Here is a 26,633-nt window from a genome sequence, read left to right on the forward strand (position 1 = left end):
TGGCTGCAGCCGCAACCGCCAGTGCCACAGCCGCCCTGGCCGTGATCGTGACCATGGTCGTGGTCATGATCGTGATGATGACCATCCGCGCCATGCACGTGACCGTGCGCCAGCTCTTCTTCGGTCGCTGCGCGAATCGCGACAACTTCCACGTTGAAGTTCAGGTTCTGACCCGCCAGCATGTGGTTACCATCAACCACGACGTGCTCATCTTCAACTTCGGTGATTTCTACCGGTACTGGACCCTGATCGGTTTCTGCCAGGAAGCGCATGCCAACCTGCAGTTCGTCAACGCCCATAAACACGTCTTTTGGTACGCGCTGTACCAGGTTGTCATCGTACTGACCGTAAGCGTCATTTGCCGGAATATGCACGTCAAACTTATCGCCTACATCATGATTTTCCAGCGCTTTTTCCAGACCAGAAATCAGGGAACCATGACCGTGCAGATAGTCCAACGGTGCACTCACCGGTGACTCGTCAACCAACACACCGTCTTCGGTACGAACCTGATACGCCAGGCTCACCACCAGGTCTTTTGCTACTTTCATGATATCTCCTAACCGTTGAGAACTAAGATCCCGTCCCATTGGTCAATTTTGCGAGCAATAACCAACCAGAAAGGTTCAAGACTGAGGATGCCAACAAATGTGTTGCTGCATACTGCTCAGCGTTAATGGCGCCGATTGTAGCGGAATTCAATCCCGCTGTAAGTTCAAGCTTAAAAAAAGCTGAGCCATTGCGCTACTCAGGATGAAAAATGCCGATCACTTGCTCATTGCTGCGCACCTGATCGCGCACTTGCTTATCCGCTTCGCGCATTTGATGGCCGCACTCGACGCATTCCACCACATCAACATTGTTTTCACGCCACAACGCTAACGTGTCTTTCTCCTGGCAGTGCGGGCAAACCGCACCGGCAATAAATTGTTTACGCATACTGTTTCCTGCCGTCGTTAATGAACGGATATCTTAAGTGTAGCCCTACTCGTCATCCCAGCCGTCAATCTGGCGTTTTTCATGCTGCATCTCGCGCTGGAAGATATCCTCCAGCTCACGTCGCGCCTCACGCACACGCGAAGCCTGCGCGTTGTCATCATGGCTCGGCACCAGTTCGCGCAGCATGCGCATATCCAGACGGCGGAAGTGTTGCTGCGCGCGCTGCGCCTGGTGCGGATGCATCCCCAGCGTAATGAGCGCCTTGCGGCCCAACTCCAGCGCACTGGAGAAGGTCTCACGTGAGAACAGCGTAACGCCTGCCTGCAACAGTTCGTGTGCTTCAACACGGCCTCGGGCACGCGCCAGGATTTCCAGCTGCGGGAAGTGCTGCTGACACAGATGTACGATGGTCATCGAATCTTCCGGATCATTACAGGTGATCACGATGGATTGCGCATTCTCCGCACCCGCCGCTCGCAGCAGCTCCAGTTCGGTGGCATCACCATAGTAAACCTTGTAGCCATATTTACGCATCAGGCTCACCGCAGAGATATCGCGCTCCAGCACCGTAATGCGCTTGTTGTTCGCCATCAGCAAACGACCGACCACCTGACCAAAACGACCAAAGCCCACCACAATTACCTGCGGCCGATCGTCCTCAACAAAATGCTTCTCGGCATTCTCATCGGGCTCATTAAAGCGACGCGCCAGTAAACGGTCGATACCGTTCATCAGCAGCGGTGTGGTCATCATCGACAGTGTTACCGTCACCAGCAACAGCGGCATTTGGTCGCCGCTAAACATTTTCGCCGATGACGCCGCAGAGAACAGCACAAAGGCAAATTCCCCGCCCTGGCTTAACACCCCGGCAAACTGCTGGCGCTCTGAACTGCGCAGGCCGTAAATACGACCTAGCACATACAGCACCAGCGTTTTCACCGTGACCAGAATCACCACGCCCAGCAAAATTTCAACAATGTGGGTGTAAAGTACGCCGAGATTCAGCGCCATACCTACCGAGATAAAGAACAGTCCAAGCAGCAGCCCTTTAAACGGTTCGATGGCCACTTCCAGTTCGTGGCGATACTCACTTTCCGCCAGCAGAATACCGGCGATAAAGGTACCCAGCGCCATCGACAGGCCCAGCGCGTCCATAAACAGTGCCGACCCCAGCACCAGCAGCAGTGACGCCGCAGTAAACACCTCACGCACGCCAGATGCGGCGATAAAGCGCAGAATGGGACGCAGCAGATAGCGCCCACCCACCAGCATCCCGGCAAACGCCAGCACTTTCATGCCAATTTTCAACCAGTCAACGTGACCGCTGTCGCCGCCCGCCAGCAGTGGCACCAGCGCCAACGCGGGAATCACCGCTAAATCCTGGAATAACAGCACCGAGAAGCCGAGCTGGCCAGATTCACTGCGGTTCATGCCTTTATCACGCATCAGCTGCAGCGCCATCGCCGTCGACGACATCGCCAGGCCAATCCCGCCAATCACCGCCGCCTGCCAGCTAAAGTCGGTTAGCCACAGTAATCCGCCCAGAATCGCCGCGGAAATCAGCACCTGGGCCGCGCCCACGCCAAATATTGAACGGCGCAGCGACCAGAGTTTCGACGGGTTAAGTTCCAGGCCGATGATAAACATCAGGAACACCACGCCAAGTTCAGAGAAGTGCAGAATCTCCTCAACGTCGCTGATGAAACCCAAACCCCACGGGCCAATCGCGATACCCGCCAGCAAGTAGCCCAGCACCGCGCCAATGCCCAGGCGCGCCGCAATCGGCACAATCAGCACCGCCGCGACCAGATAAATGACGCCGGCCGTCAGTAACGTTTCCCCCTCCATCACACCCCTCCTTGCGGCAGCGGTGAAGCCAGCCAGTCGCCGTACGCCCGCGCAAAATTGCGCATCACTTCCGGCGTCTGCCGACGCGCCCAGTGAATCACCATCGGCGTCATCCAGTGCATGCGGCACATCTGCGCCGTGAGCTCAAACGGCCGCATGATGTCACTCATCGGATAGCGATTCAGGCCGCTATGGTGATAAGCCGCTTCCGGCTCACCGGTGGTCACCACGCTGCGCCAGTATTTGCCTTCCAGCGCATTACCATCAGGACCGCTGGCAAAACCGCGCGACAGCACGCGATCCAGCCACTCTTTCAGGAGCGCCGGGCAACTGTAGGTATAAAGCGGATGTTGGAATACGATGATTTGGTGCTCGCGCAGCAACTGCTGCTCATAGTGAATATCAATAAAAAAATCCGGATAGTGGGCGTATAAATCGTGCACCGTGACGTGGTCAAGTTCCATAGCCGACTGCAGCAAAACCCGATTAGCAATCGAATCCTGTGATTCCGGATGGGCATAAAGCAGCAATATTTTAGGTGGCTGCGACATCGTTCCCCTCCAAAGCGTCGTCATGGCACAGGAATTCCGCTACCATGCTCGACGCAACAAATCATTCTCGAATTATGTTGCCGATAAATTAACATATTCTGACGATACGGCGCTTATGATTGTCTTTTCAGCATTACAAATTCGCCGCGGCACCAACGTGCTGCTGGATAACGCAACGGCTACCATTAACCCCGGCCAGAAAGTTGGCTTAGTGGGTAAAAACGGCTGCGGTAAATCGACGCTGCTGTCATTGCTGAAGGGCGAAATCAGCAGCGATGCAGGCAATGCCACTTTCCCCAGTAACTGGGCGCTGGCATGGGTCAATCAGGAAACCCCGGCGCTGAGTAAACCCGCGCTGGAGTATGTTATCGACGGCGACCGCGAATATCGTCAGCTTGAATCTGAATTAGCCGACGCCAATGCGCGCAACGATGGCAACGCCATCGCGCTGCTGCACGGCAGGCTGGATGCGATTCAGGCGTGGAGCATACCCGCTCGCGCCTCCAGTTTGTTGCACGGTTTGGGCTTTAGCCAGGAACAATTAATGCGGCCGGTAAGTGATTTTTCCGGTGGCTGGCGCATGCGCCTCAACCTTGCCCAGGCGCTGGTGTGCCGTTCCGACCTATTGCTGCTGGATGAACCCACCAACCACCTCGATCTTGACGCGGTAATCTGGCTGGAGCGCTGGCTGAAAAGCTACGAAGGCACGCTGGTGCTGATTTCGCACGACCGCGACTTCCTCGATCCGGTGGTCGATAAGATCATCCACATCGAACAACAGACGATGTTCGAATACACCGGCAACTACAGCTCGTTCGAACGTCAGCGCGGCGCCAAGCTGGCGCAGCAGCAAGCACTGTTCCAGAGCCAGCAAGAAAAAGTCGCACACCTGCAGAAGTATATCGATCGCTTCCGCGCTCAGGCGACCAAAGCTAAGCAGGCACAGAGCCGCATTAAAATGCTGGAGCGCATGGAGCTAATTGCGCCCGCACACGTCGATAATCCATTCAGCTTTAGCTTCCGCGCGCCGGAAAGCTTGCCCAATCCGTTGCTGAAGATGGAAAGGGTGACTGCGGGTTATGGCGAACGCATCATTCTCGACGCCATCAAACTCAATCTGGTGCCAGGTTCACGCATTGGCCTGCTTGGTCGTAACGGCGCGGGTAAATCGACGCTGATTAAACTGTTAGCCGGTGAGCTTGAAGCGCTGGATGGCAAAGTCGGCCTGGCGAAAGGCATCAAACTCGGTTACTTCGCTCAGCATCAGCTGGAGTACCTGCGCGCTGATGAATCGCCACTGCAGCATTTGTCACGCATTGCACCAAAAGTGCTCGAACAGCAGCTGCGCGACTATCTGGGTGGCTTCGGCTTCCAGGGCGATAAAGTTAGCGAAATCACCGAACGTTTTTCCGGTGGTGAGAAAGCGCGGCTGGTGCTGGCCCTGATTGTCTGGCAGCGCCCCAACCTGCTGCTGCTTGATGAACCGACTAACCACCTCGATCTCGATATGCGTCAGGCGCTGACCGAAGCATTGATAGATTTCGAAGGCGCGCTGGTGGTGGTCTCGCACGATCGTCATTTATTGCGCGCCACCACCGACGATCTCTATCTGGTGCATGACGGCAAGGTCGATGTGTTTGAGGGCGATCTGGAGGATTACCAGCAGTGGCTGAGCGATCTACAGAAGCAGCAAGCCCAACAGGATGCCGCGCCGAAGCAGGATAACGGCAACAGCGCGCAGTCGCGCAAAGATCAGAAGCGCCGCGACGCCGAACTGCGTGCGCAAACCCAGCCGCTGCGTAAAGAGATCGAGAAGCTTGAGAAGCAGATGGCGAAGTGGCAGAGCCAGTTGAGCGATGCTGAAGCGCAATTGGCCGACAGCGCGATTTACGATCAGAGCCGCAAAGCCGATTTGAATGTGGCATTACAGCGCCAGGCGGAGAGTAAGGCCGCACTGGAAGAGGTCGAAATGGCGTGGCTGGATGCGCAGGAACAGCTGGAGCAGATGCTGGCACAGTGATGTACGACGCCCTCACCCCAGCCCTCTCCCGCAAGCGGTAGAGGGAGCCGATCGAGCACAAATTCAATACAGAGCACCACCTAAACATTCCCTCTCCCGCCTGCGGGAGAGGGTTAGGGTGAGGGCCAGCCTTAAACCGGCTTATCCCCCAACACCGTCGCGCGATGCATCACCCGCCGCGCCGGATAATAATCTGCATTCGCATAGTGCTGCGTTACGCGGTTATCCCAGATCGCCACATCATTCTCTTGCCAGCGCCAGCGCACCTGAAACTCCGGCTTCGCGGTGTGCCAGAACAGGAAGTTAAGCATCGCATCGCTCTCTTTCTCGCTTAGTCCCAGCAAGCGCGTGGTAAAACCTTCGTTCACAAACAACGCCTTGCGTCCACTGACCGGATGCGTACGAATCACCGGATGCTGCACCGGCGGATTCTTCGCAACCGCCTGCTGCCAGCGCTGATGCTCTTCTTCAGTTTTGCGGTATTTGTACTCCTGGAACGACTTCTTAAAGTCGTGCTCCGCCTGCAGCCCGTTCAACAGCTGTTTAAACGGCGCGGACAGCGCCTCATACGCCGCAATTCCGCTTGACCACAAAGTATCACCGCCGCTTGCTGGCAGCAGCTTCGAAGCCAGAATGGCAATCGCCGGTGGTGTTTCAATAAAGGTGACGTCGGTGTGCCAGTTGTCGTTGTCCGGCGGATTGTCCTGATGCGTATCCAGCACGATGATCTCCTCCACACCTTCCGCATGCGGATAGACCGGGTGAATATGCAGATCGCCAAAGCGAATCGCCAGTGCACGCTGCTGCTCAGGGGTAATCACCTGATTACGCAGGAAAAGCACCTGATGGCGCAGCAGGCCATGATAGAGCTGTTCAAACTGGGCATCGCTCAGCGGACGGCTGAGATCGACATCGCTGACCTGCGCCCCGATATTCGGGCCCAGAGCGGTAAAAGTAAGACGTTCGTTCATTGCTGTTCTCCATTCCAGGGCGTCAGTCGGCGCTGCAAGGCGCGCAGACCCAGTTCTAAGCTAAAGGCAATCAGGGCAATGACGGCGATCCCGGCCAGCACGACGTCGGTGGCAAGAAACTCACCGGCCGACTGCACCATAAAGCCCAGTCCACGCGTAGCGGCAATCAGTTCCGCTGCCACCAGCGTTGACCAACCGACACCCAGACCAATACGCAAGCCGGTGAGAATTTCCGGCAGCGCGCCAGGCAAAATCACAAAGCGCAGTAGCTGCCAGCGCGAGGCGCCTAACGCCTGCGCGGCACGAATCCGCACCTGCTGCGCATTCTTCACGCCGGCCAGCGTCGATAAGGTCACCGGTGCGAAAATCGCCAGATAAATCAGTAAAATTTTTGAGGTTTCGCCGATGCCAAACCAAATCACCATCAACGGTAGATAGGCCAGCGGTGGCACCGGGCGGTAGAGTTCAATGAGGGGGTCAAGCAGGCCGCGAATCGCTGGGCTTAAGCCCATCGCAATGCCAACCGGAATGCCAATCAGCGCAGCAAAGAACAGCGCGACCAGCATACGCGCCAGGCTGGCAGCTAAGTGCTGCCATAAAGTGGCATCCATAAAGCCTTGCGGGCTGGCGATCAAGATCAGCTTTTGCAGTACCACCTGCGGCGGCGGTAAAAACAGCGGCGCAATTAAGCCCAGCGCCGTGATACCCCACCACAACAGCAGCAGTAAGCCAACGCTTAGCAAGCTGAGTGAGAACTGGCGGGAGAACGGCCAGCGCAGTCCACGACGACGCGTTTGGGTTTTCTCATCAATCACCGCACTCATATAAATGCCTCACGCTGGGAAAAGACCTGATTCAGTACATATTCACGCCGTTCAATAAACGCCGGATCGGATTTAATACTGCGGCACGGTTCTCCGGCGGCATAGCGCTGACCAAAATCGAGCTTCAGGCGTTCGACTACGCGGCCCGGCCCCGGTGATAGCAGCACCAGTTCGCTGGCGAGGAACACCGCCTCTTCAATGTCATGGGTGATCAGCAGAATCTGTTTGCCGGTATCACGCCACAGCGTCAACAGCAGGGTTTGCATCTGTTCACGGGTAAACGCATCCAGCGCGCCAAACGGCTCATCTAACAGCAGCAACTGAGGATCAGCCGCCAGCGCACGCGCTATGCCCACGCGCTGACGTTGACCCCCAGAGAGCTGCCAGATAAAACGCTGCTCTGCACCTTCCAGTCCTACTTTGCGGATTAAACGACGTGCAATGGTATGGCGTTCCGCTTTCGCCATGCCCGCCAGTTGCAAACCGAACGCAACGTTATCAATCACGTTGCGCCACGGCAGCAATCCTTCATGTTGAAATACCACGCCGCGCTCAGCGCCCGGCCCTTGTACCGCTTTGCCATCCAGCGTGATGCTGCCGGATTCCAGCGGCAGAAAGCCGGCGATTAAGTTCAGCAGCGTGGTTTTGCCACAGCCGGATGGCCCCAACACCACCAGCAGATCGCGGCTGCCCAGCTGCAGGTTAATGTCCTGCAGCGCGGGTTGACCGGCGTAACGCGCATTGAGGTTGGTGATGTTGAGCATACGGCCTCCGGTTATTTCGCTAAGGGTGCAACGAATCGCGTGGTGACGAAGCTGCTGTAATCGTTGTCCGCTTCCGGCACTTTGCCCTGCTCTTTCAGGAAGTTTGCGGTATCAACAATCGCTTTGTTCACCGGCTTGCCGAGCTGCTCGACCTGCTGTTGCGCCGTCAGGTAAGTGTTGCCTTTCACCAGCACTGGCACATCCGCTTCCGGCACACCGCTCAGGCGCGCCAGCTTGCTCAGATTATCTGACTGCTTCAGCCATTGATCAGGATTAGCGATATAAGCCTGCTGCGCTTCTACGGCGCTGCGGGCAAACGCGGTGACAATTTCCGGATGCTGCTGCGCGAAGTCTTTACGCACGACCCATACGTCCAGCGTCGGCGCGCCCCATTTACCCACCTGCGAGGAGTCGGTCAGCACGTTGCCGTCTTTCTCCAGCTCATTCACTGCCGGAGACCACACGTAGGCGCCGTCAATATCGCCACGCTTCCAGGCAGCAATAATCGCCGGTGGCTGCAGGTTAACTAGCGTCACCTGGGAAGGTTTGATGCCCCAATGCTTCAGCGCCGCGAGGAAACTGTAATGGGTGGTAGAGATGAACGGCACGGCGATGCGCTTGCCGATCAGGTCTTTAGGATTCTTAATGGTTTTCTTCACCACCAGCGCTTCAGAGTTGCCCAGCTGCGAGGCGAGCAGGAAAGCTTCAATCGGCAGCTTTTGCGTGGCGGCCACGGCCAGCGGACTGGAACCGATATTACCGATCTGGACGTCGCCCGACGCCAGTGCACGCAGCACGCTGGCACCGCTATCGAATTTACGCCAGTCCACGGTGGCGCCGCTCTCTTTGGCGAAAGTGTTATCCGCCTGCGCCACTTTGGCCGGTTCAGCCGAAGTTTGATACGCCACGGTCACGTTGACCGCCTGCGCCTGGAACGCCATCAGGGCCAGAGCCGCTGCGACTGCCGTTATTGTTTTTTTCACTGCCATCATCGTTCACCCCAATGTGTTTTTGTGATGGCAGTTTCTCCAGCAGCAGTAATTTCATAAAGGAATTAAAAATTATCCCTAATGACGATCCGTTCTTAGATCAACATCGGGCAAGGCTATGCAAAAAGTGCAAATGGAAAGAACAGGTAAATCGGTAAATATGTCACGCGCTCACAATAGGACTGTGATATTGATAGACTTCTCATTTTTCACCCCTCTACTAACGGTCCCAAATCCATGTCGATTGAGAAAGTCGCGCATTTAGCTGGCGTGTCAAAAGCCACAGTTTCACGGGTTTTGAATCACAATCCGGGCGTGCGTCCGGATACGCGTGCCAAAGTGCTGGCGGCGATCGACATCTGCGACTATCAACCCAATTTGCTGGCGCGCCAGTTACGTACTGCTCAAAGCCATATGCTACTGGTGCTGATTCCTGACATCACCAATCCGTTCTGCTCGCGCGTGGTTCAGGGCATTGAGGCAGAAGCTGAAGCGCAGGGTTATCACATTCTGCTGTGTAACTCAGGATCACAGCTGCGGCGCGAAGCGGCCTATATTGCGCTGCTCACCGGTAAAGTCGTGGATGGCGTGATCACCATGGATGCCGCCGGCTGTTTGCAGGGATTGAAGGAGCTGATTGGCGACGCGCCCTGGGTGCAGTGTGCCGAATACGATCCGTCAATCGAGGCCTCCAGCGTGGCGATTGATAATAAAGAAGCGGCGTTTGAAACCGTGCGTTATCTGGCGGGCAAAGGCCGTCGCCGCATTGCGCTGGTCAACTGTGATATGCGCTACCTCTATTCACATCAGCGCGAAGAGGGTTATCGCGATGCGCTGGAACAGCTGGAACTGAACTGGGGCAGCGTAGCGTACGCCGAGAATATTACCTGCGAGGCCGGCAGCGCGGCGTTGCGCGAACTGCTGGCGCAGCCAGAACCGCCCGATGCGGTGTTTGCAGTATCGGATGTATTGGCAGTTGGCGTAATACATGCAGCGCTGGAAGCGGGTTTGCGCGTGCCGGAAGATTTAGCGGTAGTAGGATTTGATGGCATTAACTTTACCAGCAGCCTGAATCCACCGCTGACCACCATTGAGCAGCCGATGAATCGCATGGGCGCACGCAGCGTGCAACTGCTGCTGCAGCGCATTCGTCAGCCAAACTCAGCGATGGTGCATGAAGTATTGCCCTGGAAGCGCGTCGAGCGCGCTTCCAGTTAACTCAGTGCCAGATCAGCAACACGCAGGCCGCGGTAAGCAAGCCCATCGCCAGATTGAAGATTTTCCATGCGCGTGGGCTGCACAGCAAACGTCCAATCATTGAGCCAAAGCCCATCCAGATCACGCCGGAAACCACGTTCACCATCAACATGCCGAGGCTAATCGCCACCACCGAATGAAGATATTCCGTGCCCGCCAGGCTGAAGCTGGCCACCGCACCGAGCGCCATTAGCCAGGCTTTCGGGTTGATCAGCTGCAGCAAACCGCCTTGCCAGAATGGCATCTGCTTCACCGTGACATCGTCGGTTTCCAGCTTTTCATACGCGGCGGTAGCGATTTTCCACGCCAGCCACAGCAGATAGAGGCTACCGGCAATCTTCAGGATCAGATGTAGTGAGGGATAAAGCAGGATAAGACTGCCGATACCAAATGCCACCATCAGCAACATGACTTGCATACCAATCATGATACCAATGAGCAGCGGGATGGTGCGCAGGAAGCCAAAATTAGCACCAGAGGCGGTAAGTAACATATTATTGGGCCCGGGCGTGATGGCTGCGACCCAAAGAAAACCTAACATTGATAAAAAAAGACTCAGTTCCATGTATATTCGGGTGCTCCTCACCCAGTAAAGCGAACAACCCATCGAAGCTATCAGCGACTTATGCATCAGACAAGCCTTTACCCAAGCTATTTTGATCGCCCCAGCGGCGAGCGCTTTAAACCACTGCGCGGATTCACTAACGCGCACCTGCAAACGCTGCTGCCGCGCATTCTGCGCCGCCGCGTCACCTTACGTCCGCACTGGCAGCGTCTTGACTTGCCGGACGGCGATTTTGTTGATTTAGCGTGGAGCGAAGATCCGGCGCAGGCGCGTCACAAGCCGCGCATGGTGATGTTTCATGGCCTGGAAGGCAGCTTTCGCAGCCCCTACGCGCACGGCTTGATGCAGGCGTGTCAGGCACGTGGCTGGCTGGCGGTAGTGATGCACTTCCGCGGCTGCAGCGGCGAACCGAACCGCCTGGAGCGCATCTATCACTCCGGTGAGACCGAAGATGCCACCTTTTTCCTGCACTGGCTGCAGCGTGAATGGGGCACGGTGCCGACGGCTGCGGTGGGTGTTTCGCTCGGCGGCAACATGCTGGCCTGCCTGCTGGGATTGCAAGGTAACGATGCGCCCATTGATGCCGCCATCGCCATCTCAGCACCGCTGGCGCTCGAGCCGTGCAGCACCAAACTGGATGTCGGCTTCTCGCGTTTCTATCAGCACTATTTACTGACGCGGCTGAAGAAGAACGCCACGCGTAAATTACACGCCTGGCCCGGCACGTTGCCGGTCGATCTCAGCCAACTGCGCGCTTTTCGCCGCTTACGCGAATTTGATGATGCGATAACCGCACGTGCGCACGGTTTTATTGACGCGAACGACTATTATCAACGTGCTAGCGCCATGCCGCTGCTGACCGGCGTGCGCAAACCGTTATTGATCATCCATGCGCAAGACGATCCTTTTATGACCGATGCCGTGATCCCGCGCCCCGAACAGCTGTCAGCCTCCACGCAGTATCAGCTGACGCAGCACGGTGGCCACGTTGGCTTCGTCGGCGGCAGCTTGCTTAAACCAAAAATGTGGCTGGAACAGCGCGTACCCGATTGGCTCTCAACGTATCTGGATGTGTAATTGTGATTATTCCCTGGCAAGAACTCGAAGCGGACACGCTGGAAAATCTGATTGAAACCTTTGTGTTACGCGAAGGCACCGATTACGGCGAGCAGGAGCGCAGTTTGCTGCAAAAAGTTGCCGATGTGCGGCGTCAGCTAGAGCGCGGCGACGTCGTGTTAGTGTGGTCAGAACTGCATGAATCCATCAATATCATGCCGAAGGGTGAATTCCGCGGCTGATGCACCCAAGCGCAATTCGTGGTAACAATGCTCATCGCCGGACCTCACAGGGAGCTCTGTTATGTCAGCCAGGCATCCAATTATTGCCGTCACCGGTTCCAGCGGTGCCGGAACCACCACCACCAGCCTCGCCTTCCGCAAGATTTTCCAGCAGCTTAATCTGCATGCGGCGGAATTAGAGGGCGACAGTTTCCATCGCTTCACGCGCCCGGAAATGGACATGGCGATCCGCAAAGCGCGCGATCTCGGCCGCCACATCAGCTACTTCGGCCCGGAAGCCAACGACTTTGGCTTACTGGAGAAAACGTTCAAGCATTACGGTAAAACCGGCCTGGGCGAATCGCGGAAATATCTGCACACCTACGATGAAGCCGTGCCGTGGAATCAGGTGCCCGGCACCTTCACGCCGTGGCAACCGCTGCCGGAAAACACCGATGTGCTGTTCTATGAAGGCTTACACGGCGGCGTGGTCACACAGCAGCAGAATGTGGCGGAGCATGTCGATCTGCTGGTGGGCGTGGTGCCGATTGTTAACCTTGAGTGGATTCAGAAGCTGGTGCGCGACACCGGCGAGCGCGGCCATTCACGTGAGGCGGTGATGGATTCGGTGGTGCGTTCGATGGAGGATTACATCAACTTCATCACGCCACAGTTTTCACGCACGCACATCAACTTTCAGCGCGTGCCAACCGTTGACACCTCAAACCCGTTTGCCGCACGTGAAATTCCATCACTCGATGAAAGCTTCGTAGTGATTCACTTCCGCGGGCTGGAAGGTATCGCCTTCCCCTATTTGCTGGCGATGATTCAGGGATCGTTTATTTCCCACATTAATACGCTGGTGGTGCCGGGCGGCAAAATGGGATTGGCGATGGAGCTGATAATGCTACCGCTGGTTCAGCGACTAATTGAAGGAAAACGGATTGAGTGAGGGTTACTCGCCGGGATGGAACCGGTCGCCATGAATGGCGACTCTACAAAAACGCGATGATTTCGTAGGGTGCGCATTGATGCGCACCTGGAAGCATTAAATCTCGATCACTTCATAGCTGTGGGTGATTTCCACGCCCTTGCCCAGCATGATCGCCACCGAACAGTATTTTTCCGCAGAGAGATCAACCGCGCGCGCTACAGCTTTGTCGCTCAACGCTTTGCCGCTGACGATAAAATGCAGGTTGATATGGGTAAAAATGCGTGGTGCTTCTTCGCGGCGTTCTGACGTCAGTTTGACTTCGCAATCGGCGACATCGCTGCGCCCTTTTTGCAGAATCGACACCACATCAATGGCGCTACAACCGCCGGCGGCCATGAGCACCATCTCCATAGGACTTGGCGCTTTATCACCGGAATTACCGTCCATTAATACCTGATGACCGGATGAGGATTCTCCGAGAAAGGTAAGACCTTCCACCCATTTCACTCGTGCCTGCATGATTCTTTCTCCTGAAGCGGCGGTTTTGCCGCCAGATTACGCTTTCACCTGATAAACAGCAATCCAGACTATTCCCCCGTTTGCTGAAGCGAGACAACACAAGACAGCTCGCAAAAGCTGTGCTACAAACAGTGCTGAAAATATTTTCGTCGTTACAGACGAAGGCGGGAAGAATCAAAAGCGTAGCTTAAGAATGACCCGGAATAATTTTTCCATTACTGGAAACGCTCGACGATTAAACCGCCTGACAGGGAAAAAATGCCCCCTGTATTTTGGGCACGATTACAACAGAGGATAATAGCGAATGGTTCTCGGCAAACCGCAAACAGACCCTACACTCGAATGGTTCCTGTCCCATTGCCATATTCACAAATATCCATCCAAAAGCACGCTCATCCATCAGGGTGAGAAAGCGGAAACGCTGTACTACATCGTTAAAGGTTCCGTAGCGGTACTGATTAAAGATGAAGAAGGCAAAGAGATGATTCTCTCCTACCTCAATCAGGGAGATTTCATCGGCGAACTCGGTCTTTTCGAAGAAGGCCAGGAACGTAGTGCCTGGGTGCGTGCGAAGTCTGCCTGCGAAGTGGCTGAAATTTCCTACAAAAAATTCCGTCAGCTGATTCAGGTAAACCCGGATATTTTAATGCGACTTTCGTCGCAAATGGCGCGTCGTCTGCAAGTAACATCGGAGAAAGTGGGCAACCTCGCTTTCCTTGATGTGACAGGACGTATTGCGCAAACGCTGCTTAATCTGGCTAAACAGCCAGATGCGATGACTCACCCAGACGGCATGCAAATCAAAATCACCCGTCAGGAGATTGGTCAGATCGTGGGCTGCTCACGCGAAACTGTGGGCCGTATCCTGAAAATGCTGGAAGATCAGAATCTGATTTCCGCACACGGTAAAACCATCGTCGTTTACGGCACCCGCTAATTTCTTCTCACCCACGGCGTGATGGCAACATCGCGCCGTTTCTATTTGCGATGAGCTGATGTGGCGCCGAATCATCTATCATCCTGAAGTTAACTATGCGCTGCGGCAAACGCTGGTGCTGTGCCTGCCTGTGGCTCTCGGCTGGCTGTTTGGCGATCTGCAAAAAGGTCTGCTGTTCTCGTTAGTGCCTGCCTGCTGCAATATGGCGGGTCTGGATACGCCGCATAAACGCTTCTTCAAACGCCTGATTGTCGGTGGTTCGCTGTTTGCCACCGGCAGTTTCCTGATGCAAATTTTGACCGCTTACCAGATTCCGCTGCCGCTGATCCTGCTGGCGCTGCCGCTGCTGATCGGCGTAACCGGCGAAATCGGCCCGCTGCATGCGCGCCTGCTGCCCGCCACTTTAATCGCCGCCATCTTTACGCTCAGCCTGGTTGGGCGTATGCCGATATGGGTGCCGCCGCTGCTCTATATTGGCGGCACGCTGTGGTATGGCTTATTCAACTGGTTCTGGTTCTGGCTGTGGAAAGAGCAGCCGATGCGCGAATCACTCAGCCTGCTGTTCCGCGAACTGGCCGATTATTGCGATGCCAAGTACACCTTATTGACGCAGCTAACCGATCCGGAAAAAGCGCTGCCACCGCTGCTGGCACGTCAGCAAAAGGCGGTCGATCTCATTACCACCTGCTACCAGCAAATGCATATGCTGTCGGCCAGCCGCGATAACAGCCACAAGCGCCTGACGCGCGCCTTCCAGGTAGCGCTGGATTTACAGGAACACATCTCGGTCAGCCTGCATCAGCCTGAAGAGGTGCAGAAGCTGGTGGAGGAGAGTCACGCTGAAGCGGTGATCCGCTGGAACGCCAAAATTATCTCCGCACGGTTACGCGTGCTGGCCGATGCCATTCTCTATCATCAGCTGCCGGATCGCTTTCATATGGAGAAACAGCTCGGCGCACTAGAGAAAATTGCCCGCCAGCATCCGGATAATCCGGTCGGCAATTTCTGCCTCTACCACTTCAGCCGCATCGCCCGCGTATTGCGCACGCAGAAACCGCTCTACACGCGCGACCTGATGGCCGATCGTCAACGTCGTTTACCGCTGTTGCCAGCACTGCGCAGTTATCTGTCGTTCAAATCCACCGCCTTACGCACTGCGGCCCGCTTCGCCGTGATGCTGATGTTTGGCAGCTCGCTGGCACTGTTCTTCAATATCCCTAAACCGTACTGGATTTTGATGACGATTATGTTCGTCAGCCAGAACGGCTATAGCGCCACGCGCGTGCGTATTCAGCACCGTGCGCTGGGCACCTTTGCCGGTTTATTGATTGCCGCGGCCTCGCTGCAGCTGGCGGTGCCAGAATCGATCACCTTGCTGTTTATGCTGGGCATTACGCTGGCGAGCTATCTGATCACGCGGAAATATTATGGCTGGTCGATGATTGGCTTCACCGTCACTGCGGTGTATTCGCTGCAGCTGCTGTCGCTCAACGGCGCGCAGTTCTTGTTGCCGCGCATGATGGATACCTTGATGGGCTGCCTGATTGCTTTCGCCGGCATGATTTGGCTGTGGCCGCAGTGGCAAAGCGGACTGCTGCGCAAGAATGCGCACGATGCGCTGGAAGCATATCAGGAAGCGCTGCAGCTGCTGCTTGGCCCGGAGCAGTCGCCGGAGAAGCTGGCGTATCAGCGTATCAAGGTTAACCAGGCACACAATGCGCTGTTCAACTCATTGAACCAGGCATCGAGCGAGCCGGGCTTTAACCTGAAATATCTGCAAGATATGCGCATGTGGGTGACGCACAGCCAGTTTATCGTTGAGCACATTAACGCCATGACGATTCTGGCGCGCGAGCACACCATGTTGACGGCGAAGCTGGCGGAACGTTATCTGCAATCTTGTGAAATTGCGCTGCAGCGTTGTCAGCAGCGGCTGGCGTATGACGGGCCGGGCAACGACAGCAATATTCTGGAAGCGCCGGAGAATCTTAACGAAGGGCCGGTTACGATTGTCGAACAGCACGTGAAGCGGATTTTGCAGCACCTTAACGTCATGCACACCATCTCTTCACTGGCGTGGAGCCAGCGACCGCATCATGGCCGCTGGCTCAAGGTGTTACGTCCGAAAGCGGATTAAGCGGCCAGCACCTTTTCAATCGCCGTCGCGAAACGCGTCATGCCTTCGGCAATATCGGTTGGCTCAATTACCAGCGACGGCACAAAACGAATCACATCGGTGCCAGCGGTGAGAATCATCAGCCCTTCCGCTGCGGAAGCATTGAGGATATCGCGTGCTTTGCTGGCGAACTGCGGCTTCAGCGCGGCACCTATCAGCAGGCCTTTGCCGCGAATCTCGCTGAAAATATCGAATTTGCTGTCGATGGCTTGCAGCGCTTCAACAAATTGCTGACGGCGCGCTTCCACACCCTCCAGTACTTCCGGTGTGTTGATGATATCCAGCGCGGTTTCAGCAATCGCACAGGCCAGCGGATTGCCGCCGTAGGTGGTGCCATGTACGCCTGGCGCCATCACCGATGCAATGTCGTTGGTGGTTAACATCGCGCTCACCGGGAATCCGCCGCCCAGCGCTTTTGCGCTGGTGAGAATATCGGGCTTGATGCCGTAATGCTCGTAGCTAAACAGTTTGCCACTGCGGCCCATGCCGCTCTGCACTTCATCCAGCACCAGCAGCGCGTTATGTTCATCGCACAATGCGCGTAAACCCTGCATAAACGCCTGCGTAGCGGGTACCACGCCGCCTTCGCCCTGAATCGGCTCCACCACGATGGCGCAGGTGTGATCGTCAATCACCGCCTTTACTGCGTCGAGATCGTTGAAGGGCACATGCACGATATCCGCCGGTTTTGGCCCAAAGCCATCGGAATATTTCGGCTGCCCGCCAACCGAGACCGTGAACAGCGTGCGACCGTGGAAGGCGTTATGGAAGGCGATGATTTTGCTCTTAAACGGGCTGTGTTTTTTACAGGCGTAATAACGTGCCAGCTTGAAGGCTGCTTCGTTGGCTTCTGCGCCGGAGTTACCAAAAAACACGCGGTCGGCAAAAGTGGCAGCAATAAGTTTGCTGGCCAGACGCAGCGCCGGTTCGTTGGTGAACACATTGCTGGTATGCCACAGTGTTTCGCCCTGGGTTTTCAGCGTCTCCACCAGCGCCGGATGACAATGGCCCAATGCAGTTACCGCGATACCGCCTGAGAAATCGATATACTCTTTGCCCTGCTGATCCCACACTCGGCTGCCTTTGCCCTTAACCGGCACAAACTGCGCAGGTGCATAAACAGGCAAAATAACGTTATCGAACGTTTCCCGGGTTACCGCTAGTTTTTCCGCTGCCATTGATGACCTCATCGGGTTATATGTTGAGATAATGTGAAAATATAATCACAAAATATGCATAAAAAATCACACGAAGGCAAACATAAGTTACGCGCTGAGGAAATTAGCCAGCAGTGGGTGGCCTTGTTCACTGAGGATGCTTTCCGGATGGAACTGCACGCCTTCCAGCGGCAAGGTGCGATGGCGGAAGCCCATAATCTCATCCGGTTCACCGTCGCGCAGGCTCCACGCGGTGATTTCAAACTCAGCGGGCAGCGTATCACGCGCCACAATCAGCGAATGATAGCGCGTTACAGTAAGCGGGTTATTCAGGTTGCGGAACACGCCTTGATTGCTGTGTTGTATGCGCGAGGTTTTACCGTGCATCACCTGCCGCGCACGTACCACCTGCGCACCATACGCTTGGGCGATCGCCTGATGCCCAAGGCAAACGCCGAGAATCGGTACGCGCCCGGCAAAGTGGCGAATGGCGGTAAGCGAGATGCCGGATTGATCCGGCGTGCACGGGCCTGGCGAAATCACCAGATGCGTTAGCGGCAACGCTTCAATCTCTTGCAGCGTAATGGCATCGTTGCGCACCACGCGCACATCCGCGCCGAGTTCGCAGAAGTATTGGTAAAGATTCCAGGTGAAGGAGTCGTAGTTATCGATTAGCAGCAGCATAGCGCCCTCCGGCCAGTAAAAGCGGCGCTATTCTACCCATTTAGCTGACCGGGCTCACCACTTTCGCAAACTGGGCAGTAAGCGGATCCAGATCGCCCGCGACGCCAGCCGAGATCGCGGCGCGCCACTCCTCGCGTTCGAGTGTTTCCCACGACAGCTGATAACCGGCGTGCAACGCCAGCTGCTCGAAGAAGATGCGCTGCGCGCGTCCGTTGCCAGCGCGGAACGGATGCAGGACGAAAATCTCACAATAGTAATGGGCGATGCGCGCCGTGAACGTTTCCACTGGCAGGTCGGCTAAACCGCGCTCCTCTTCCAGCGCCTGCATCAGCGTATTGCCCTCTTTCTCGATGTATTCGCAGTGGCAATAGGGCGTTTCATCACGCCAGATATCGATAGTGCGCAGCTCTCCCGCCCAGCTGTAAAGATCCTGAAACAGCGTGCGATGAATATGGCACAACCGCGGCAAGCCGATGCTGCGCGGCCCCAGTTCTAACGTCGCCAGACGCGCGCTGCTGAAGGCCAGTTCGGCTTTACGCAGCTGCGCTTCGTCGTGAATGTCGAGGCGATTCTTCAGCACGCTGTCGTTATGCCACAGGTAGGGATCGCGCACCGCTAAGCTGTTATCCGCCATATTGTCTCCTCAGCGACGCCAGTCGTTCTTCGGCGTGTTCTGCATCGATTAAAGGTTCACTCGACGTGTAACCGGCCAGGCGACAGCTGGCTTGATAGCTCGCAGCACGGCGCTGCTGCCATAACGTGGCTTTCTGTTTCTCGGTGAGTTTGCTGGTCATAGCGCCTCCGGCAAGCAATGAGCCCTAAGTATAAGCAGCAATTTTTTGCTTTGCCGGAGATGAAATGACGCGCCAATAGAATATGGCGCGTTACGCGATTAAGGCAGGACTTTGGCGGAGAGGATAACAATCGGTTTTGACGGCACATTTTGGTACGGGCCCACATCTTTGGTCGGCACCTGAGCAATCTTATCGACCACATCCTGGCCTTTCACAACTTTACCAAACACCGCATAACCAAAATCACGCTGACCGTGATCGAGGAACGCGTTATCTGCCACGTTGAGGAAGAATTGGCTGGTGGCGCTATCTTTATCTGCGGTACGCGCCATTGAAATGGTGCCACGCAGATTACGCAAGCCGTTGTCGGCTTCGTTTTTGATTGGCGCAACAGTCTGCTTCTGCTGCATATCCGTCGTGAATCCGCCGCCCTGAATCATAAAGCCAGGAATAACGCGGTGAAAAATGGTGTTGTTGTAGAAACCATTGTTGACGTAATCGACGAAGTTTTTCACCGAAACCGGGGCTTTCTGGTTGTTCAGTTCGAGTTCAATATTGCCCGCAGACGTGGTGAGCAGCACATGTGTATCCCCTTTGGCTGCCAGAGCGGCAGAAGATACAGAAGAGAGCGCTAACAGGGCAACGGCCGCTGTTAAAGTACGTTTAAGCATGAAAGATTCCTTACCATGGAGAGCTAGCTCAAAAACGAGATTGATTGTAAAGAGCATGTGATCCAAGAGCCAGCGTTTTACCGATATTTACGTGGATGTTGCGATTGTCATACTTTTGCCGCCGCGCAATCATTTGCGTGATTAAAATCACACTCTTAGTGAAATAGTTCCTGCTTGTTTCACTCGTTGTTTATTAAGATCACAGTTGCACTTACAATTCATGACACTTTTTTGCCAATCTCGGCGCTTCACAGGTTCAGAACATGACAAACCGTAATCGGCTCGGCCTTACCTGGATTAGCTATTTCTCCTATGCGCTCACCGGCGCACTGGTGATCGTAACCGGTATGGTGCTGGACAATATCGCGCAGTACTTCCAACGCCCTATCTCAGAAATGAGCAACACCTTTACTTTCCTTAATGCGGGCATTTTGGTGTCGGTGTTTCTGAACGCCTGGCTGATGGTGATTGTGCCGCTGAAGCGTCAGTTGATTTTTGGCTTCGTGCTGATGATCCTCGCCGTGGCTGGCCTGATGACCAGCCACGATCTCACCGTCTTCTCGCTGTGCATGTTCGTACTCGGCGTGGTCAGCGGAATTACCATGTCGATCGGCACCTTCCTGATCACCCATCTGTACGACGGTCGTCAACGCGGCGCACGTCTGCTATTCACCGATTCATTCTTCAGCATGGCGGGCACCATTTTCCCGATTATCGCCGGTATCCTGCTAGCGCGTGCGCTGCCATGGTATTGGGTCTATGCCTGCATCGGCGTGATTTATGTCGCGATCTTTGTGCTAACGCTGTTCATCGAGTTCCCGGTATTGAAAAGCGAGGCTGCTAAGCCAGGCGTGGAGAAAGAGAAGTGGGGCATCGGCGTACTGTTCCTGTCGATTGCGGCACTTTGCTACATCCTTGGCCAGCTCGGCTTCATCTCCTGGGTACCGGAATACGCCACCAAATCAATGGGCATGGATATTGCCGCTGCCGGTCAACTGGTCGGTAATTTCTGGACCGCGTATATGGTCGGCATGTGGGTGTTTAGCTTCGTGCTGCGCTTCTTCGATCTGCAACGCATTCTGATGGTGCTGGCAGCACTGGCAACGGGTTTGATGTATTGGTTCGTCACGTCCAAAGATGCTGGCATGCTGCACTGGATCATCATGACGCTGGGCTTCAGCTCTAGCGCCATTTACACCACCATCATCACGCTGGGCTCGCTGCAAACCAAGGTCTCTTCACCGAAACTGGTGAACTTCATCCTGACCTGCGGCACCGTCGGCACCATGCTGACGTTCGTGGTGACCGGCCCAATCGTGGCAACCGGTGGCGCACATGCGGCGCTCTCTACCGCCAACGGTTTGTACGCCGTGGTGTTTGTGATGTGTGTTCTGCTGGGCTTTGTGACCAAACATCGCCAGCATGGCCACGTTACCCACTAAGTTTGACGGGCGGACTTCGCTCCGCCCTGCTCTTCACCGCTTAAACGTTACCGCTTCTTTTTCCGCTAAATAGATCTCACTGCTGGCTGGCTGCGTCGCTGCCACTAATACCCCTCTGCGCAGCGAATAACGCACCGGCACCTGACGCCGCACGGCATCAAATCCACTCTCCGCCGGCAGAATAATCAAACTGGCTTCGTGGCCCGGCTGAATACCGTAATTCGCCAGCTGCAGGGTTTTGGCGCTGTTCGCTGTAATCAGCTGTAATCCGTTATCGATCTGCTCGTAGCCCATCAGCTGACAGACGTGCAGTCCCATATGCAACACCTGCAGCATGCTGGCGGTGCCAAGCGGATACCAGGGATCGAACACATCATCGTGCCCGAAACAGACGTTGATATTGGCCTCCAGCAGCTCTTTCACCCGCGTGATGCCGCGACGTTTGGGATAGCTATCAAAGCGCCCTTGCAGATGGATATTCACCAGCGGATTGGCGACGAAATTGATATTGGAAAGCTTGAGCAGGCGAAACAGCCGCGACGTGTAAGCATTGTTGTATGAGTGCATCGCCGTGGTGTGGCTGGCGGTGACGCGTTCACCGTTGCCATCGCGATGCGCCAGCGCCGCCACCGTTTCGACAAAGCGCGACTGCTCATCATCAATCTCATCGCAATGCACATCCACCAGACGATCGTAGCGATTGGCCAGCGCAAACGTCTTATGCAGCGACTCGACGCCATATTCGCGGGTAAATTCGTAATGCGGAATTGCGCCAACCACATCCGCGCCCATGCGCAGCGCCTCTTCCAGCAAGGCTTCACCGTTGGGATAAGAGAGAATGCCCTCCTGCGGAAATGCCACAATCTGGATATCGATCCACGGTGCCATTTCCGCTTTCACCTCCAGCATCGCTTTTAACGCGGTAAGCGTGGGATCGGAGACATCAACATGCGTGCGCACGTGCTGAATACCGTTGGCGATTTGCCACTTTAGCGTTTGCTGCGCGCGCTGTTTAACATCCTCATGGCTGAGCAACGCTTTACGCTCCGCCCAGCGTTCAATGCCTTCAAACAGCGTACCCGATTGGTTCCATGCAGGCTCACCGGCGGTTTGCGTGGTGTCGAGGTGTATGTGCGGCTCGATAAAGGGTGCGCTCGCCAGTCCGCCCTCAGCATCCAACGTGTCAGGCTGTGCTGCGGTTTGCGACGGCTGCGGGCGAAGGTGCGCAATTTTGCCGTTGTCGATTTCGATTTGCCACAAGCCTTGCTGACCCGCTAAACGCAGGTTGTTAATCCACTTCAGTGACGGGTTTGCCATGCCGTTCTCCGCTAGAACACAAAATCTAAAGCTAGCATGAAAACCAATATCACCGCGGGCACATTCCGTAGCGGCGCGATTTATTGCGCGATAAATCGCGCCGCTACGGAATGTGCGGCGAAGAAAATGATTGGGTAATTATCAACCAAATAAGCCACTTAACTTATTTGTTCAAAATCAGTTACATACCTCTAAATAGGTATATAAGGGCGCGCTTGATGTATATCAATAAGCGCCTAAAGCGGCGCGTTAAGGTAGCCCCAGATACCGCAATTTTTGAGGCAAGCATGAGCAAGCACAGTGTCGTTATTATTGGCAACGGCATGGTCGGCCACCGCTTTATAGAAGAACTTATCGACAAAGATGTTTCGAATCAGTTTTCGATAACCGTTTTCTGTGAAGAACCCCGGGTCGCCTATGATCGCGTCCACCTTTCCGCCTATTTCTCCCATCACACCGCTGAAGAACTCTCCCTGGTTCGCGAAGGTTATTACCAGAAGCATCAGGTGAATGTATTGCTTGGTGAACGCGCCATCACCATTAACCGCGACGAAAAACTGATTCACTCCAATACCGGTCGCGCGGTGCATTATGACACGCTGATTTTCGCCACCGGATCCTACCCATGGATTCCCCCCATCAAAGGTGCGGAAGGCAGCGATTGCTTTGTCTATCGCACCATTGAAGATCTGAACGCCATTGAAGCCTGTTCCCGTCGCAGCAAACGCGGCGCGGTGATCGGCGGCGGCTTGCTGGGGCTCGAAGCTGCAGGCGCGCTGAAAAACCTCGGCATTGAAACCCACGTGATTGAGTTCGCACCCGTGCTGATGGCGGAGCAGCTCGATCCGCAAGGCGGCGAGCAGCTGCGACGCAAAATCGAGCAGATGGGCGTGCGCGTCCACACCGGCAAAAACACCCAGCAAATCGTTCATCATGCCAAAGGCGGTAAAACGCTGGAGTTTGCCGACGGCAGCGCGCTGGATGTTGATTTCATCGTCTTCTCTACCGGCATTCGTCCACAGGACAAACTGGCTAAGCAGTGCGGTCTGACGCTAGGTCAGCGCGGCGGCATCGCCATTAACGATCATTGCCAAACCAGCGATGCGGCCATCTACGCTATCGGCGAATGCGCCGCCTGGCAGAACCGTATTTATGGCTTAGTTGCGCCGGGCTATAAAATGGCACAGGTCGCCAGCGATAGGCTGATGGGCCGCAATAATGCCTTTGCCGGTGCAGACATGAGCGCCAAGCTGAAACTGCTGGGCGTGGATGTCGGGGGCATTGGTGATGCACATGGCCGCACGCCGGGCGCGCGCAGCTACCTGTGGCTCGACGAACAGAAAAATATCTATAAGCGGCTGATTGTCAGCGAAGATAACCGCACATTGCTGGGCGCGGTACTGGTGGGTGACACCAGCGATTACGGCAATCTGCTGCAGCTGGCGCTGAATAACATCACGTTACCCGAAAATCCCGAATTGCTGATCCTGCCTGCAGGCAGCGGCGAGAAACCGGCAATGGGCGTTGATTCGCTGCCGGATAGCGCACAGATCTGCTCCTGCTTCGACGTGAGTAAAGGCGATATCGTCAAGGCCGTGCAAGGCGGTTGCCACACCGTAGCGGCGTTGAAAGCCGAAACCCGCGCCGGAACCGGCTGCGGCGGCTGCATTCCCTTGATTACGCAGGTGCTGAACGGTGAACTGAGCCGTCAGGGCATCGAAATCAACAATCATCTGTGCGAGCACCTCCCTTACTCGCGTCAGGAGCTGTATCACCTGATTCGCGTCGAAGAGATCAAATCGTTTGACGCGCTGCTGGCCAAATATGGTCAGGGCTACGGCTGCGAAGTGTGTAAGCCCACCGTGGGTTCGCTGCTGGCCTCGTGCTGGAACGAGTACGTACTGAAGCCACAGCTGGCACCGCTGCAGGACAGCAACGATCTGTTCCTCGGCAATATCCAGAAAGATGGCACTTACTCGGTGATCCCACGCTCAGCCGGAGGTGAAATTACCCCGGAAGGGTTGATGGCGATTGGCACCGTGGCGCGCCAGTACAATCTCTACACCAAAATCACCGGCTCGCAGCGTATTGGCCTGTTTGGCGCGCAGCGTGACGATCTGCCTGCCATCTGGACACAGCTGATTGAAGCCGGTTTTGAAACCGGACAGGCGTATGCCAAAGCGCTGCGCATGGCGAAAACCTGCGTCGGCAGCGTCTGGTGCCGCTTTGGCGTTGGCGACAGCCTTGGCTTCGGCATCGAGCTGGAGAATCGCTACAAAGGCATTCGTACCCCGCACAAGATGAAGTTTGGCGTCTCCGGCTGCACCCGTGAATGCGCGGAAGCTCAGGGCAAAGACGTAGGCATTATCGCCACCGAAAAAGGCTGGAACCTGTATGTGTGCGGCAATGGCGGCATGAAACCTCGTCACGCCGATCTGCTGGCTGCCGATCTCGATCGCGACACGCTGCTGCACTATCTGGATCGCTTCATGATGTTCTACATCCGCACCGGCGACCGCCTGCAGCGAACTTCGCTGTGGCTGGAAAGCATGGATGGCGGTATCGACTATCTGCGCAGCGTCATTGTTGACGACAAGCTTGGCCTCAATGCGCAGCTTGAAAGCGAGCTGACTCGCCTGCGCGGCGAAGTTGAATGCGAATGGACCGCGACGGTGCAACATCCGCAGCAGCACAATCACTTCAACACCTTTATCAACAGCGATCAGCGCGATCCGCTGGTGCAGCATATTAACCAACGCGATCAGCATCGCCCGGCGCGTCCCGACGAGCGCATTGCGATCACCCTGATTGAGGAGATCGACGCATGAGCCAGTGGCATCCGGTGTGTGAACTCAACCAAATTCTCCCGGCGACCGGCGTTTGCGCCCTCGTCAAAGGCCAGCAGATTGCCATTTTCCGACCGCGCGATGATGAGCAGCTCTACGCATTAAGCAATATTGATCCTTTCGCCCAGGCCAGCGTGTTATCACGCGGTTTGATTGCTGAGCACCAGCAAGCGCTGTGGGTGGCAAGCCCACTGAAAAAGCAGCGCTTCCGCCTGAGTGATGGCTTTTGTCTGGAAGACGAAGCGCGTTCCGTGGCGAGCTATCCGGTGCGCGTCAGCGCAGGCAAGGTTGAGATATGTGCCTGACCGCATTCCTTCACTTTATGAGACGTCACTATGTTTACTGACACCCTGAATAAATGCGCCGCCAACGCGGCGCGCATTGTGCGTACTGCTCAGCACAGTCCGCTGGCTTTTTGGATCGGTTCAGCAATGGCCGGCGCCTATGTGGGCCTGGCAATTATCCTGATCTTCACCCTCGGTAATCTGGTCGATGCGGCTTATCGTCCACTGCTGATGGGAGCGACCTTTGGGATTGCGCTGACGCTGGTGATCATCGCCGGTTCCGAGCTGTTCACCGGTCATACCATGTTCCTCACCATTGGCGTGAAAGCTGGCACTATCAAACAAGGTCAGATGTGGTGCGTGTTGCCGCAAACCTGGTTAGGGAATTTGGTCGGCTCGGTGCTGGTGGCGCTGATTTATTACTATGCCGCGGGTCCGCTGCTGCCAAATGCTGGCTCGCTGATCCACAGCGCAGCGCTGGCGAAAACCACGCAGCCGGCCATGGCACTGTTCTTTAAAGGCGCACTGTGTAACTGGCTGGTGTGCCTGGCGATCTGGATGGCGGTGCGTACGGAAGGGACGGCGAAGTTTATCGCCATCTGGTGGTGTTTACTGGCGTTTATCGCTTCCGGCTATGAGCACTCGATTGCCAACATGACGGTCTTTGCGCTGTCGTGGTTTGGTCAGCATAATGCAGACCTCACAATGAGCGGTATCGGCCACAATTTGCTGTGGGTGACGCTGGGCAATATGTTCTCTGGCATGGTGCTGATGGGCCTTGGCTACTGGTATGCCACGCCGCAGGCGCAACGCCCGCAGCCCGAAGCGCAAGCCGCGCCGCTCAAAGCGGTATAACACTTTTTTAGC

Annotated in this window: 27 protein-coding genes; 11 read left to right on the forward strand and 16 right to left on the reverse strand. The window is 55.6% G+C overall.

Translation table 11 applies throughout. From position 1 onward, the window contains the following. The 4 genes from slyD to kefG all read right to left on the reverse strand — a co-directional run. A partial coding sequence (gene slyD / locus PMI17_RS20195; protein WP_007892201.1) for a peptidylprolyl isomerase occupies positions 1-551 on the reverse strand: 551 nt, incomplete at its 3' end. A gap of 193 nt (positions 552-744) precedes the next feature. Next, a complete protein-coding gene (locus PMI17_RS20200; protein ID WP_007892203.1) occupies positions 745-939 on the reverse strand; it encodes a YheV family putative zinc ribbon protein in 195 nt (64 codons plus the stop codon). Between the two features lie 45 nt (positions 940-984). Continuing rightward, positions 985-2,787 (reverse strand): glutathione-regulated potassium-efflux system protein KefB, encoded by a 1,803-nt coding sequence (kefB, locus tag PMI17_RS20205; RefSeq protein ID WP_007892204.1) that lies wholly within the window; start codon positions 2,785-2,787, stop codon positions 985-987. Beyond that, on the reverse strand, positions 2,787-3,338 hold the full coding sequence (gene kefG, locus PMI17_RS20210; protein WP_007892205.1) for a glutathione-regulated potassium-efflux system ancillary protein KefG: 552 nt from the start codon (positions 3,336-3,338) through the stop codon (positions 2,787-2,789). Before kefG ends, kefB begins: the two co-directional genes overlap by 1 nt. 115 nt (positions 3,339-3,453) lie before the next feature. Between kefG and PMI17_RS20215 the strand changes: the two genes are divergently transcribed. Then, positions 3,454-5,358, forward strand: a complete 1,905-nt coding sequence (locus PMI17_RS20215; RefSeq protein ID WP_036621953.1) for an ABC transporter ATP-binding protein — start codon at positions 3,454-3,456, stop codon at positions 5,356-5,358. Between the two features lie 131 nt (positions 5,359-5,489). Here PMI17_RS20215 and tauD read toward each other — a convergent pair whose 3' ends face one another. The 4 genes from tauD to tauA are packed head-to-tail and all read right to left on the reverse strand — an operon-like array spanning position 5,490 to position 8,909. Then, the gene (gene tauD, locus PMI17_RS20220; protein WP_007892207.1) at positions 5,490-6,329 is read right to left on the reverse strand and encodes a taurine dioxygenase; all 840 of its coding nucleotides are present in this window, start codon (positions 6,327-6,329) and stop codon (positions 5,490-5,492) included. Beyond that, a complete protein-coding gene (gene tauC / locus PMI17_RS20225) occupies positions 6,326-7,153 on the reverse strand; it encodes a taurine ABC transporter permease TauC (RefSeq protein WP_007892209.1) in 828 nt (275 codons plus the stop codon). Before tauC ends, tauD begins: the two co-directional genes overlap by 4 nt. Then, positions 7,150-7,917 carry a taurine ABC transporter ATP-binding subunit gene (gene tauB, locus PMI17_RS20230; RefSeq protein WP_007892213.1) on the reverse strand — a complete coding sequence of 256 codons (768 nt, stop codon included), beginning with the start codon at positions 7,915-7,917 and terminating at the stop codon, positions 7,150-7,152. The genes tauC and tauB overlap by 4 nt, the downstream gene beginning before the upstream one ends. A gap of 11 nt (positions 7,918-7,928) precedes the next feature. Beyond that, positions 7,929-8,909, reverse strand: a complete 981-nt coding sequence (gene tauA, locus PMI17_RS20235; protein WP_007892215.1) for a taurine ABC transporter substrate-binding protein — start codon at positions 8,907-8,909, stop codon at positions 7,929-7,931. 234 nt (positions 8,910-9,143) lie between these two features. Between tauA and PMI17_RS20240 the strand changes: the two genes are divergently transcribed. Next, the gene (locus tag PMI17_RS20240; protein WP_007892217.1) at positions 9,144-10,124 is read left to right on the forward strand and encodes a LacI family DNA-binding transcriptional regulator; all 981 of its coding nucleotides are present in this window, start codon (positions 9,144-9,146) and stop codon (positions 10,122-10,124) included. 1 nt (position 10,125) lies between these two features. Here PMI17_RS20240 and PMI17_RS20245 read toward each other — a convergent pair whose 3' ends face one another. Beyond that, entirely contained in the window at positions 10,126-10,728 is a 603-nt protein-coding gene (locus tag PMI17_RS20245) for a LysE family translocator (protein ID WP_007892219.1), read from the reverse strand. 60 nt (positions 10,729-10,788) lie between these two features. Here PMI17_RS20245 and PMI17_RS20250 point away from each other — a divergent pair, with 60 nt between their 5' ends. The 3 genes from PMI17_RS20250 to PMI17_RS20260 all read left to right on the forward strand — a co-directional run bounded on the left by PMI17_RS20250 (position 10,789) and on the right by PMI17_RS20260 (position 12,957). Beyond that, positions 10,789-11,805, forward strand: a complete 1,017-nt coding sequence (locus tag PMI17_RS20250; protein WP_007892221.1) for a hydrolase — start codon at positions 10,789-10,791, stop codon at positions 11,803-11,805. Between the two features lie 2 nt (positions 11,806-11,807). Further along, positions 11,808-12,026 carry a YheU family protein gene (locus PMI17_RS20255; RefSeq protein ID WP_007892223.1) on the forward strand — a complete coding sequence of 73 codons (219 nt, stop codon included), beginning with the start codon at positions 11,808-11,810 and terminating at the stop codon, positions 12,024-12,026. A gap of 61 nt (positions 12,027-12,087) precedes the next feature. After that, positions 12,088-12,957 carry a phosphoribulokinase gene (locus PMI17_RS20260; protein WP_007892226.1) on the forward strand — a complete coding sequence of 290 codons (870 nt, stop codon included), beginning with the start codon at positions 12,088-12,090 and terminating at the stop codon, positions 12,955-12,957. Positions 12,958-13,053: 96 nt separating this feature from the next. Here PMI17_RS20260 and PMI17_RS20265 read toward each other — a convergent pair whose 3' ends face one another. Next, positions 13,054-13,458, reverse strand: a complete 405-nt coding sequence (locus tag PMI17_RS20265) for an OsmC family protein (RefSeq protein WP_007892230.1) — start codon at positions 13,456-13,458, stop codon at positions 13,054-13,056. Positions 13,459-13,762: 304 nt separating this feature from the next. Between PMI17_RS20265 and crp the strand changes: the two genes are divergently transcribed. Beyond that, positions 13,763-14,395 (forward strand): cAMP-activated global transcriptional regulator CRP, encoded by a 633-nt coding sequence (gene crp, locus PMI17_RS20270; protein WP_003852956.1) that lies wholly within the window; start codon positions 13,763-13,765, stop codon positions 14,393-14,395. 58 nt (positions 14,396-14,453) lie between these two features. After that, a complete protein-coding gene (locus PMI17_RS20275; RefSeq protein WP_007892235.1) occupies positions 14,454-16,532 on the forward strand; it encodes a YccS/YhfK family putative transporter in 2,079 nt (692 codons plus the stop codon). Here the strand turns inward: PMI17_RS20275 and PMI17_RS20280 are convergent. From PMI17_RS20280 to ppiA, 5 genes are all read right to left on the reverse strand, one after another. Next, a complete protein-coding gene (locus PMI17_RS20280; protein ID WP_007892236.1) occupies positions 16,529-17,749 on the reverse strand; it encodes an aspartate aminotransferase family protein in 1,221 nt (406 codons plus the stop codon). The two genes, PMI17_RS20275 and PMI17_RS20280, sit on opposite strands and share 4 nt — an antisense overlap. Before the next feature lie 87 nt (positions 17,750-17,836). Next, positions 17,837-18,412 (reverse strand): aminodeoxychorismate synthase component II, encoded by a 576-nt coding sequence (locus PMI17_RS20285; RefSeq protein WP_007892238.1) that lies wholly within the window; start codon positions 18,410-18,412, stop codon positions 17,837-17,839. A 40-nt stretch (positions 18,413-18,452) separates the two neighbouring features. Continuing rightward, complete coding sequence (locus tag PMI17_RS20290) at positions 18,453-19,046, reverse strand: putative adenosine monophosphate-protein transferase Fic (RefSeq protein WP_007892240.1); 594 nt, start codon at positions 19,044-19,046, stop codon at positions 18,453-18,455. Further along, positions 19,036-19,206 carry a YhfG family protein gene (locus PMI17_RS24980; RefSeq protein WP_007892241.1) on the reverse strand — a complete coding sequence of 57 codons (171 nt, stop codon included), beginning with the start codon at positions 19,204-19,206 and terminating at the stop codon, positions 19,036-19,038. The genes PMI17_RS20290 and PMI17_RS24980 overlap by 11 nt, the downstream gene beginning before the upstream one ends. A 98-nt stretch (positions 19,207-19,304) precedes the next feature. Beyond that, positions 19,305-19,877, reverse strand: coding sequence for a peptidylprolyl isomerase A (gene ppiA, locus PMI17_RS20295; protein WP_007892242.1), 573 nt, complete (start codon positions 19,875-19,877; stop codon positions 19,305-19,307). A gap of 263 nt (positions 19,878-20,140) precedes the next feature. On the opposite strand from ppiA, the gene tsgA reads away from it, so the two are divergent. Next, the gene (gene tsgA / locus PMI17_RS20300; protein ID WP_007892246.1) at positions 20,141-21,319 is read left to right on the forward strand and encodes an MFS transporter TsgA; all 1,179 of its coding nucleotides are present in this window, start codon (positions 20,141-20,143) and stop codon (positions 21,317-21,319) included. A gap of 33 nt (positions 21,320-21,352) precedes the next feature. Here tsgA and PMI17_RS20305 read toward each other — a convergent pair whose 3' ends face one another. Then, complete coding sequence (locus PMI17_RS20305) at positions 21,353-22,636, reverse strand: cytosine deaminase (protein WP_007892249.1); 1,284 nt, start codon at positions 22,634-22,636, stop codon at positions 21,353-21,355. A 287-nt stretch (positions 22,637-22,923) separates the two neighbouring features. On the opposite strand from PMI17_RS20305, the gene nirB reads away from it, so the two are divergent. The 3 genes from nirB to nirC are packed head-to-tail and all read left to right on the forward strand — an operon-like array spanning position 22,924 to position 26,621. Then, on the forward strand, positions 22,924-25,464 hold the full coding sequence (gene nirB, locus PMI17_RS20310; protein WP_007892251.1) for a nitrite reductase large subunit NirB: 2,541 nt from the start codon (positions 22,924-22,926) through the stop codon (positions 25,462-25,464). After that, entirely contained in the window at positions 25,461-25,787 is a 327-nt protein-coding gene (nirD, locus tag PMI17_RS20315) for a nitrite reductase small subunit NirD (RefSeq protein WP_007892253.1), read from the forward strand. The genes nirB and nirD overlap by 4 nt, the downstream gene beginning before the upstream one ends. Before the next feature lie 30 nt (positions 25,788-25,817). Further along, the gene (nirC, locus tag PMI17_RS20320) at positions 25,818-26,621 is read left to right on the forward strand and encodes a nitrite transporter NirC (protein WP_007892254.1); all 804 of its coding nucleotides are present in this window, start codon (positions 25,818-25,820) and stop codon (positions 26,619-26,621) included. Positions 26,622-26,633: the final 12 nt, after the last annotated feature.

Source organism: Pantoea sp. GM01 (genome assembly GCF_000282675.1).
GTDB classification, from domain to species: Bacteria; Pseudomonadota; Gammaproteobacteria; order Enterobacterales; family Enterobacteriaceae; genus Pantoea; species Pantoea nemavictus.